General features: G+C 70.8%; 8 protein-coding genes. 7 read left to right on the top strand and 1 reads right to left on the bottom strand.

Annotation, left to right across the window (positions count from 1 at the left end; translation table 11 throughout):
• Positions 1–695 precede the first annotated feature (695 nt).
• The gene (ltrA, locus tag IE294_RS42155; RefSeq protein ID WP_189894664.1) at positions 696–2,126 is read left to right on the top strand and encodes a group II intron reverse transcriptase/maturase; all 1,431 of its coding nucleotides are present in this window, start codon (positions 696–698) and stop codon (positions 2,124–2,126) included.
• A gap of 1,066 nt (positions 2,127–3,192) precedes the next feature.
• Here the strand turns inward: ltrA and IE294_RS42150 are convergent.
• A complete protein-coding gene (locus IE294_RS42150) occupies positions 3,193–4,044 on the bottom strand; it encodes an SCO6745 family protein (protein WP_229917947.1) in 852 nt (283 codons plus the stop codon).
• A 243-nt stretch (positions 4,045–4,287) separates the two neighbouring features.
• Here IE294_RS42150 and IE294_RS42145 point away from each other — a divergent pair, with 243 nt between their 5' ends.
• The 6 genes from IE294_RS42145 (at position 4,288) to IE294_RS42115 (ending at position 10,810) form a co-directional block, all read left to right on the top strand.
• Positions 4,288–4,437: a hypothetical protein gene (locus IE294_RS42145; protein WP_189894663.1), complete on the top strand. Its 150-nt coding sequence runs from the start codon at positions 4,288–4,290 to the stop codon at positions 4,435–4,437.
• 444 nt (positions 4,438–4,881) lie between these two features.
• Complete coding sequence (locus IE294_RS48430) at positions 4,882–5,322, top strand: DUF6247 family protein (RefSeq protein ID WP_229917945.1); 441 nt, start codon at positions 4,882–4,884, stop codon at positions 5,320–5,322.
• A gap of 325 nt (positions 5,323–5,647) precedes the next feature.
• A complete protein-coding gene (locus tag IE294_RS42130) occupies positions 5,648–5,803 on the top strand; it encodes a hypothetical protein (protein WP_189894662.1) in 156 nt (51 codons plus the stop codon).
• A gap of 89 nt (positions 5,804–5,892) precedes the next feature.
• Complete coding sequence (locus IE294_RS42125) at positions 5,893–8,343, top strand: DUF4135 domain-containing protein (protein WP_189894661.1); 2,451 nt, start codon at positions 5,893–5,895, stop codon at positions 8,341–8,343.
• Positions 8,340–9,524 (top strand): hypothetical protein, encoded by a 1,185-nt coding sequence (locus IE294_RS42120; protein WP_189894660.1) that lies wholly within the window; start codon positions 8,340–8,342, stop codon positions 9,522–9,524. The genes IE294_RS42125 and IE294_RS42120 overlap by 4 nt, the downstream gene beginning before the upstream one ends.
• Complete coding sequence (locus IE294_RS42115) at positions 9,521–10,810, top strand: JmjC domain-containing protein (RefSeq protein WP_189894659.1); 1,290 nt, start codon at positions 9,521–9,523, stop codon at positions 10,808–10,810. The genes IE294_RS42120 and IE294_RS42115 overlap by 4 nt, the downstream gene beginning before the upstream one ends.
• The last annotated feature ends 43 nt before the right edge of the window (positions 10,811–10,853 follow it).

Here is a 10,853-nt window from a genome sequence, read left to right as displayed (position 1 = left end):
CGACACGCAGACTCGCGTCGCTCAGGGTTCGATGGCACACGCTCACAGTTTGCTGTCACCGGAGTGCGCCACGAGGCGCTACGCAATCGAGTGGAGGTGGAAGACCTTCTCCACCAGGCCGTCGCAGCGGCCTGGTGAAGCTGGGGGCAGCCTGACCCGGGGAACGCCGGGGAGGGTGGCAAGCAGCCCCGACAACGGCGGGACGTGCCGGGACTACCGGACGGCGCGGGCCCGTCTAGCGAGGTCAGAAGGTGTAGCCAAAGCGAACCAGTGGTTGAAGCTCCGTAAGCAGCGAGCCGGCTCAAATCTGGTGGATACGGGCCGGTATGCAGCGCGTGACCTGCGTGTCTTCGGACGGGTAGGTCAACTCCGAAGCCGGATTTCCTGTTCCGGTGGGGAGGCCACGTTGAAAGCCTGCGGCGTAGGCGTGGCGATGCTGCCGGAGTAGAGCTGGGCGTCTCCCTGACCGATCGATTGTGTGGTGAACGTGGGAACCATCCGCGGCCGCCCGAGCTGCCGGACAGCCGGTTCGGTGGTGGGCAGGTCCGTTGCCGACTGATGGCCGTGGGTGGGGCGGAGGCCCCGTAGTAGTCGCGGGAGTAACGACCCGTCGTGGAGACCGGGAAAGCCGGTCGCAGGGCGAAGGGGGCCAGCAAGTCAGTGGCTGAAGTACTGGAATGTCGGGAGGGTCGCCGGTGAATACCGACGAGCTGGAGCGCGCCTTGTATGAGGCGGAGCGTCAGGTACTGAAGATCCAGACCAAGCTGCACCGTTGGGCTCGTGATGAGCCTCATCGCAGGTTCGACGACCTGTTCAATCTCGTTGCCGATCCCGGCTTCCTGCTGGTGGCCTGGGATCGGGTGCGGGGGAACAAGGGTGCACGCACGGCCGGGGTGGACGGACGCACGGCGTCTTCCATCGCGCTGTGGGTCGGTGTCGAGGAGTTCCTTGACGTGCTGCGGTCGCAGATCAAGGACCGCAGTTTCCAGCCCATGCCGGTGCAGGAGCGGATGATCCCCAAGGCGGGCGGCAAGCTGCGCCGACTGGGGATCGCGACGATCACCGACCGGGTGGTGCAGGCATCCTTGAAGCTGGTGCTGGAGCCGATCTTCGAGGCGGATTTCCTCCCGTGTTCCTACGGGTTCCGCCCGAACCGCCGGGCTCATGACGCGGTGGCCGAGGTGCGTCTGCTCACGTCCAAGAAGTACGAGTGGATCGTGGAAGGCGACATCAAAGCCTGCTTCGACGAGATCTCACACACCGCTCTGATGGAGCGGGTGCGGGCACGCGTCGGGGACAAACGGGTCCTGGCCCTGGTGAAGGCGTTCCTCAAGGCGGGCATCCTCGGCGAGGACGGTCTGCTGCGGGACAACGACACCGGCACCCCGCAGGGCTCGATCCTCTCGCCGTTGCTCAGCAACGTCGCGCTCTCGGTCCTGGACGAGCACATCGCCCAGGCTGCGGGAGGCGCCGGAACTGATCTCAACGAGCGCCGGAGGCGTCGACGCCGAGGTCTGCCCAACTACCGGCTGGTCCGGTACGCGGACGACTGGTGCCTGATGGTCCACGGCACCAAGGCAGACGCCGAAACGCTACGCGAAGAGATCGCGGAAGTCCTCACCACGATGGGCCTGCGCCTGTCGCCGGAGAAGACTCTGATCACCCACATCGAGCAGGGCCTGGACTTCCTCGGCTGGCGCATCCAGCGCCACCGGAAACCAGGCACCAACCGGCACTACGTCTACACCTACCCTGCCAAGAAGGCCCTGCGGGCCATCATGGCCAAGGTCAAGACCCTGTGCCGGGAGGTCGGCACGAACCAGCCGCTCGACGCTCTGCTTGCCCGGATCAACCCGGCAGTGCGGGGCTGGTGCGCCTACTTCCGGCCCGGGGTGTCCTTCGCAACCTTCTCCTACCTGCGCAACTACATGTGGCACACGGTCTGGAGATGGGTCCAGCGCAAGCACCCCAAGACGGGCCGGAGGAAGATCTTCAGCCGCTACTGCGGTCGCAGATCATGGTGGACCGGGGAGACCCGGGAGTTGTTCAACCCGATCACGGTAGGCACCACTCGCTACCGCTACCGGGGCCTGACGATTCCCACTCCCTGGGACGCCACGGGATGAGAACAACCACCACGAAGCCCTCGGGGCTTGTGGAGAGCCGGGTGCGGTGCCAAGTCGCATGCCCGGTTCGGGAAGCGGCTCCGGGGAAACGGGCCGGTCGAAAGACCGGAACCGCGCCCCGGGCCGACTTCACCAGCTGCGTCCAACGCCCGCTCCAGCGGCAGCACCGGCGCCCCGGCCGGCGCCTCTTCGCAGTCGACGGCGTGCACGACACCGTGCCGGCCGGGACCACGGCCGCCGACCTTCGCCAGCACCCAGCCGGACGGCCGCCGTGGCCCAGCGCCTCCTGGACGGGCGAGGGCGGCTCCAGGTACTCGGTGGGGCACGGCGTCGTACGAGACGCCGTCCACGGGCCGCACGCGCTCTGGAGCACGCACCCAGACCCGGTACTCGGCAGGCTCCACCGAGTCACCAGGGCCGTTGCGGTGCGTCGGTAGGCCAACCTCGTACCTCCAGCCGTCGGGCACCTGGCGCCGGGACCACAGGTGGGCGACGACCTCCTGGTCCCCGGGCAACAGCACCCGGATGGGCACCGGCACCGGCTATGGAGTGGAGAAGGGCGTCATCACGCCTCCCACCGTACGGACCGCCGCCGGCAGCACCCACGACCTACGTCGACGCACGTCTCTGTCCACAGGCGATCCGTGGCCAGCTCCAGGAGGTCGGGAACCCGGCGCGAGAGCACCTTCGTCCCGTCCGTGTCGATCACCGTGCAGTGATGCGCGGCCTTGCCGGCATCCGTCCCCGCCCAGAGCTCGGGCACCCGAGCCTCCCTTGTCGTCCGGCTGACTGGTCCCTGCAGACGACCACGCCGACGTGTCCTTACGAAGCGATCTTGGTTCGCTCATCCCCATGAGTGGCCGTGTCGTCGCGGGGCGCTGGGCGGCCAATCAGTCAAAGCCACAGCTACGGCATGACCGCGATAAAGCCACACCCAGGCCCCTGGGTGTCCCGATCGTACGAAGGACCGGAACCAACCCGCCAACAAGGTAAGGAAACGCGACAGTGGGCCCTTGCGCCCGCTAAGGCGTTTCTGACCATGAAGATCTTCAGCAATGGCTGCGTTTCACCGCGAGCCTGTGGCCACCAGGGTCGCGGTGATGGGGGCGAGGTTGGTGATCAGTTCGTCGATTTCGGCGGGGGACAGGGCGTCGTAGGGCGGGGTGGCGAGTTCGTCAGTGAGGGTTTCGATGCGTTGTTTGGTCGCGCGGCCTGCGTCGGTGAAGTGGCCGTCGATGTCGATGAGTCCGCGTTCGCGCATGCCGTCCATGACCGCGGCCAGGCGCTCCTTCGGCAGGTGATGGATGCGTCCGAACGACTCCGGAGGGTGGATGCCCTGCTCCAGGGCGGAGAGCACGTGAGCCTCCGTGCCGCCGATGCGCGCGCCGACGAGAGCGGCGATGTGCCCGTCGCCGCGGTGCTCGCGCAGCATGGTCGCGGAATGCCACAGTCGGGCGACGGGGCCACTGGGTACCTCAAGGGTGCGCATGCCGGCGTACATCACCCGGCCTTCGGTAGGGGCACTCGTCGCCGCCTTGGTGGTCAGGTCCGCGGCGCGCGCCAAGCCCGGGGACTCGGCCAGCTCGTCGCCGAGGATGCGCCGTAGGGAGGCCGCGCTGCCCCGCTCCCGCGCGGCGATGGAGGCCTCGGGCGAGATCGTCTCCCAGACGCTGGGGATGTGCCGTCCGGCTTCCCCGTCGGCGAAGTTGTAGAAGGCTGCGTGCACGACTTGGGCCGGCACCCGTCCCAGTGGTGCGGCGCGGCTGGCGAAGTAACCGTCCCAGTAGGTGCGGTGGCCGAGTGCGGCCAGTTCCTCGTTGCACTCGTCCGCGAAGAACGTGACCAGGCAGATCGGCTCCAGGAGCTCGAACATGCGACGGGCGATGTGAGTCGTCGGATGCAAGCGCGTCTTGCTCATCGGGTTCTCCCTTTGTCAGGTGTGCCGACTTGGACCGTCCGGCGCACCGAAACTCATCGGCGACCGGAGGGAAGCAGTGCAGATGGGTTGGCGTCTGCGTGGCTGTGTATGCGAGAGCGGGTTCAGGTCCAATCTGGTATCAGAAAGACTGCTGAATCAGCATCTATGACAAGTCGGCTGCCTCGTTCCTGATAACCAGGCTGCCTCGATCGTCCCTATTCGCCAGCTCAGCCGGTGCCGCTTGTGACAACTCTTGAGCTTCGGCTCAACCCGTTCCCTGGCCCGAAGAAGGACATAGAACGGGCGGTGACCCGTCAGGCCGCCGACTCCCAGCGCCTGGAGAAGGAATGCCCCGGTTTCCTCAACTCGGAGAAGGAGCTGGGATGGCTGTGACAGAAACTGGAAGTCCTCGCGGCCCGGGTGCGCTTCGACCTGGAGAGCGCCGGCTTCACGCCGGTGCCACCCGACCATGAGGACAACCCTGAGGGCGGCCTGCTCGTTACGGTCTTCCATGACCATGTGCACGTCAGCTGGCGCATGCGCGACCGGCTCGGCGAGGCCGCACTCGACATGCAAAAAGGTCGGCCGCCAAGGCGAGGACGTGGTCGTCCGGTACGAGACCGACGATGCACCTCGCGCTCGGCAGCATCCTCAACGCCTTCGGCTACCGCGCCAGGCCGCACGCCCTCGAATTCGGGCACATCATCGCCCCGGACCAGTCCTGACCCGCCCGCCCACGCGTCGACCGGCGCCCGCACCGAAGGGAAAACAGCCATGGCCGCTCCCGCTGCCCCGCACCGCGCGTACGGTGGCGATACGACCCGCCGGGAGGACCAGATGAGCGCGCAGCCCGACCCCGCACCCGTCACCCCCTACGCCCCCGAGCCCGGGGCGCCGGCCGAACTCCTCGCCCAGCTGCGCGCCGACGCGCGCGCCGCGCAGTGGGTGCCGGCCTTCGAGCGGGAATGGGCGGCCGCCCTCGATGAATCGCGGCGCACGTTCCCCCTCGCCGGGCCGATCACTGTCAAGCGGATCACCGGCCACGCGAATCTTTGGGTAAGCGAATGTGTGATCACCTACGACGGTGTGCCTTCGTACTCGGTGAGCAGCATGGAATTCGCTGACCAGCACGTGGTGCACGAGACGCAGACTTCACCGGCCCCTTCGGCGCGCCGCCCTGGCGGGCCGCGCTCGCAGAGCCGATGCCAGGCCGAACCATCGCTGGAACCTCGTTCTCGGCCTCGTCCGGGACAGCCGGCTGACCAGCCTGTCACCTGAGGCGGTGATGGCGGAGACCGAAGCGCTCCGGGATCGGTGGAGGCTCTATGCGTTGACTCCAGCCGCCGGTTGGGCCGCGCGGTCGGCCTGCTCATCCACGGCGACCGCGCACAGCCGCACGGCCGCGTCCGGCACCGCACTCGACCTCGGGGTGTCGAAGTGAGGACACGGCACCTCTCTCAACCATTCCCTACTCGTCGGTCACCGTCCGTAATTGGCCAGAAGTCGTCTGTTCCAGCTCTGTTTCGGTCGTCCTCCGCTGCCTAAGCTCGGCCGAGTTGTCACGGCATCACCGAGTGTCTCTTGTCGATCCAGGAGGACCACCGTGAACCAGCACACCACCCATGAGGGCCAGTCCCGCACCGAAGCCCGTCCCTCCGCCGAGGAAGAGCTCGACCTCGTCATCGGCGAGCTGGAGCGGGAGATCCCGGCCCGCACCGGAGCCGCAGCCGGCACCTGTATCCGCGTCTACTGCATCTGACACCAGCCGCGGTCGACGACAGGCCGTGGCACAGTACACGGGGTGCCGTTCCGCCCCAGGCGGGACGGCACCGCGCCGGGAAGGACGCCATGACCCAGGTGCTGTGGCAGGCGGAAGCGGTCGCACCGACCGTGCGGGGAAGCGTCCCGGCGCTCACCCCCGCCGCGCGCAGGGTGATCGACGCCGTACGGGCGGGCGCCGCCGGCCCCTTGTTCCCTCCGGTGCTGCGCCTCGGCGAGGACGGCCTCCTCGCCCATGACCGCGACCTGGCCGGTGAGCCGGATGCCGCGCTGCTGACGGCTGCGCTCACCGATCCCCGCTTCGCCCCGCTCGACACGCTGCTGGACGCCCTCGATGCCTGGTGCGGCCGCACCGCCGCCCAGCACGCCACCCTTCTCGCGCCCGGAGTGCTCGACGTCACCGACGGCGCGCTGTTCGGTCCGCTGGTGTGCGAGGCGTTCACCGCGTGCGCTGCCGGCGTCGCCTACGACGCCGAAGAGGAGTGCGCCCGCTGGACGGGTTTCCTGGACCGCTTCCTGCAACGTCTCGCCCGCGACACCGGCACTCCCTGGTTCGACCAGCTCGACCTGCGGCTGCCGGTGACCGGCATCGAGGCCCAGGGCGCGGAGACCCACAACGGCCGCCGCCGAGTGCTGCGGGTGCGCCTGGGCGGCGGCAGCATCGCCTACAAGCCGCGCCCGGCCGGCGGCGAAGTCCTCTTCCTGCCCCCGGACGACTCCGTGTTCGCCCTGCTCAACGCGTTGCCGAGCGCGTCCGGTCCGGTACGTCTTCCCGTGCTGCGCTGCACGCCCGGCTCCGGCCCCGACGGACGGGAGTACTCCTGGCAGGAGTGGCTCGAACCACCCACGCAGTGGGGCGTGATCCGTTCGGGGAACGGCCGGCGGCTGCACGGCACCCGCCTCGGCCGGCGCCAGGCGGAACGCTACTGGCACCGGGCGGGCTCGCTCGCCGCCGCAGCGTTCCGTTTCGGCATCGCCGACCTCGGCGAGGGCAACCTCCTGGTCGGCACCCGGCCCCAGGACCGGGAACCCCTGCCGTACCCCGTGGACCTGGAGATCTTCCTGACACCGCTGCAGCGGCTGCACGACACCGGGCTCATCGCCGACGAAGCCGCCGGAGACCATCACCATCCGGGCTTCGAGGACCGGCCCCGCTGGTGCACGGTCGACGGACCCGTCGCCCACTTCACCGAGACCGCCGACGGTGGACCACGACTCGTACGGCGGGACCGGCCCTGCACCCGGGGCGGCACCCGCACGGTCGTCGCCGACACCCACGGGCGCACCGGACAGGGGCCCTACCTGCCGTCCTTCCTGCGCGGCATGTTCGACGCGTGGACGCTGATGTCCCGCCATCACGACCGCATCCGCGCCCATCTCCAGCGGGCCGCACCGGACACGTACGTCCGCGTGCTGCTCAAGCCGACGGCGGCGTACACCGAGGCCCTGGCCGACCGCCTCACCGGCGCCGGGACCCGAGCCGAGGCGCCGTCGCCAAACCGGCCCGGCGGCACCCCCGCAACCGTGCCCCAGGAGGTCGCCGGTGCCACGGCCGAAGCCGTCCACGGAGCCCTCGCCGAGCCCGTCTTCGGCCCGGCCGAGACGGCCCAGCTCGACGTCGGCGACGTCCCCTACTTCTTCCGCCGCGCGCACGGCGGCCCACTGCTGCGCACGGCAGACCCGGCCCACTGCCCCAGCCCCGCCGCACACCTCACCGTCCCCGCGGATCCCGACCCCGCCTGGCCGCCGTCCGCCGCCGTGCTCGACGAGCGCGGCCGGGACCTGGCCGGCCTGGGCGTGGCACTGCGCGACGCGGTCGAGTACGCCTTCGCCACCGCGGGACCAGGCACCCTTGAGGGTGACGGCGTCCGGGTGCGCGTCGCCGACCGGCACACCGGCGAGGCCGAGTTCACCTGGGCCGAAGCGGGACGGCGGATCACGTACACCTGGGACCGGGAGACGGTCCGCATCCGCGTGGAGCCGTTCACCCGTCCCGAGCCGGTGCCGGATGTGCGGCGGCGGCTGCTACGCATGGACCGAGTCGACGCGGTCCTGCGCGCCCGCTGGGTGGCCTCCGGCTTCACCGACGAGGCGACGGAGAAGCGGCTGGTCGCCTTGACCACGGCGGGCATGGGATGGCTGGCCGACGTCGTGGCCCGGTACGGCTGGCCCGGTCACGCCCTCGTCGGGCCGGCCGCCGCGGCCGCCGCGTGCAGACTCGTCCAGCACGCCGAGGGCCCGATCGCCTTCCAGCAGGAGTGCCTCCGGCTGATCCGGCGGGCGGCCCGGGAAGGTGACCTGCCGAGGCGTCAGGTGGCTTACGTCACCGACGCGCTGCGTGTCGGCCAAGGCCGCCCGCAGGTGTACGGGACCAAGTTCCGCCTGCGCGAGGGAGAGTTGGAGCCGTGTCCCACCGAACAGCCCGACCGGGTCGACGAACTGCGACGCAACCTGGGGATGGAACCGCTCGCACGCTACGCAGGCCGCCTGCGCAGCCGCTACCGCACCCGGACCCGGTGACCGCCGCCTGGGACGACCTGGCCGCCCGCCACCGGGGGAGCGAGCCCGCCGTCGCCCCCGCGCCCGGCGGGACGGACGCGGTCGACGCCCTGCGCGCGTACACGGTCATGGTGCGGGCGGCACGACCCTTCCGGGTCGGCACCCGGTTCCGCGCGCTGCCCGACGTGCGGTTCCTTGTCGAGGGCGGACGGATCCGGACGCCCGGCGATCTGCTGCCCGGCCCGCAGGACGACACCGCCGAGCGGTACGCCTCGCGGCTCGACGCCCGGACGGGAGGGAAGGGCCGGCTGCTCGCCGTGGAACAGCCGCTTGTGCTCGACCACGTCCTGTGGGCACAGGTACGCGACCTGGTCGCACCGCTGTGGGAGCGGATCGGCCATCCCGTGCTGCCGGTCGTCGCCGAACTCGCCCTCGGCGAAGGGATCACCGACAGCGACGGACTGCGGCGCGAACCCGCGCACTCCAGCCTCGTATGGGTGCTGCACGGCAGCGTCACGGTGCTGCCGGAGCACCCCCAGGACGGCCGTGCCCTCACGGCCGGCACCGGGGAGCTGCTGCACTGGCCCGCGGGACGACCCCACGCCCTGCGCTACGGCTCGCGGACCCTCGCGCTGCGGCTGCTGGTCCCGGCCGATGCCCGACTGCTGACGGAAGCGGCCAAGGACGTCGTCGCGGGCCTGCTGCACGAACGACGCGGCCACGACCACGTCCCCTGCCTGCCGTACCCGCCCGCCGATGAGGAAGACGGTGTGTCTGAGATACCCGAACTGGGGGAGGTGGCACGGGACTTGCGGCAGGTGACCGGTGAGGAACGGCTCGGCCGCATCCTGCGCGTCCTGTGGGCGCGCCGGGTCAGCGCAGGCGCGCTGGAACCCGCCCCGGCCCCCCGGGCGTCCGTCACCCTCGCACCGGAGGACCGGCTGCGGCCCGCGTCGCCCGTCGTGCGCATGCCGCTCGACGAGGAGCAGGCGTGGGTCTGGGCCGTCGACGGCCACGCCTTCTCCCTGCGGGGCACGCTCGGCGAGCGCGTCCTGCACCTGCTGCGGCAACCCGGCGCGCATACCGTCGCGGAACTGTGCGCCGAGGCCGGCCCCGGCCGCCAGGCGCAGGTCGCCGCACTGCTGAACAAACTGCACACCCTGCGCGGCGTGGACGTGGTCGGGAGGACGGACACGGCATGAGCGAGGAACCGATCCTGGCGGTCGAGGAGGAGTTCTCCTGGAGCACCCTGATGGAGCGGTACTGGGACCGGCGCCCGGTCCTGTTCCGCTCCGTCGCTCCGGTGCCGTTCACGGCGCCGGAGGTGTTCCGTGCCGCCGTGCGCGGCTGCGCCACGGGCACAGCGGACGCACCCGTGCCGCCCAACGTGCAGTTCACGGTCGACACCGTCCAACGTGATAAAGCCCAGGGGGTGTTGCCCGTCGGCGGGGACGGCGCTTTCGACGCCTACGACGCACGGCTCGCCGCCCGCCTGGACGACCGCCGGTACGCGTTGGTGGTCAACGGCTTCCACGCCTTCGACGCCGCGCTGTGGTCCCGGGAGCGCGCGTTCTTCGCCCCGCTTTGGCAGACCGCCGGCCTGCCGCTGACCGGCGCCATCACCACGTTGTTCCACGGCACCTACGAGCACAGCCCGGTCGGCGTCCACAAGGACCGCTTCGCCACCTTCCTGTTCGGCCTGCGCGGCCGCAAGCGGATGCGGTTCTGGCCGCGCAGGCCGTGGGACGAACCCGTCTCGACCAAGACCGACTACGCCCGCCACCTCGCGGCCTCCGTGCCTGCCGAGGTAGGCCCCGGCGAACTGCTGTACTGGCCCGCCGACTACTACCACGTCGGCGAGAGCGCCACCGCCGCCCCAGCGACCAGCGTCAACGTCGGCATCCCCCGCGACGAGCACCACACCGGCTACGAACTCGAAGACCTGCTCGCCGACCTCGACCCGGCCCGCCTCGCCGGCTGCGGCGGCCTGGACACCCTGCTGGGCACCACGGACGCCCCCCTGACCGCGCCCGGCCCCGCGACCGGAGGCGTCCTTGCTCCCACGCTGCCCGAGGCGCTCACCACCGCCGCACGGGCCCTGTACGACTTCGCCGACCCCGTCGCGATGCGCCGCCGCGTCGCCGTGCTCTCCCTGCGCCGCTGGACCGCCGGAGGCTTCGAGCCGGTTCCGCCCGCCACGGCGCCCCGCGCCCTCAGTGACGCGGACCGGCTGCGCGGCGACCCGCAGGCGCCTGTGCTGTGGGCGCCGGACCCGGACTCCGGCACCCTCTGCGCGGCGAACGGCCACGAGACCCGCACCCCGCTGGCCCCTGACGAGGTGCGCCGGCTCACCCGGGCGCCGTCCGGGCCGGACCCGGTCGCCGTCGGCGCCCTGTTGAAGGCCGTCGCCCCGGGTGCCCAGCGCGACGAGGGCCGTGCGCTGCTGGAACGCCTGGAGAGCTTCCGGGCGTTCCACCGCGCGCCATGACGCGACCGGCGGAAACCGCTACTTGCTGACGGCGAACCGCACC

This window comes from Streptomyces canarius (assembly GCF_014650735.1).
Lineage (GTDB): Bacteria > Actinomycetota > Actinomycetes > Streptomycetales > Streptomycetaceae > Streptomyces > Streptomyces olivaceoviridis.
The sequence above is the reverse complement of the archived record's forward strand: the minus strand, read 5'-3'. Positions and strand labels throughout refer to the sequence as shown.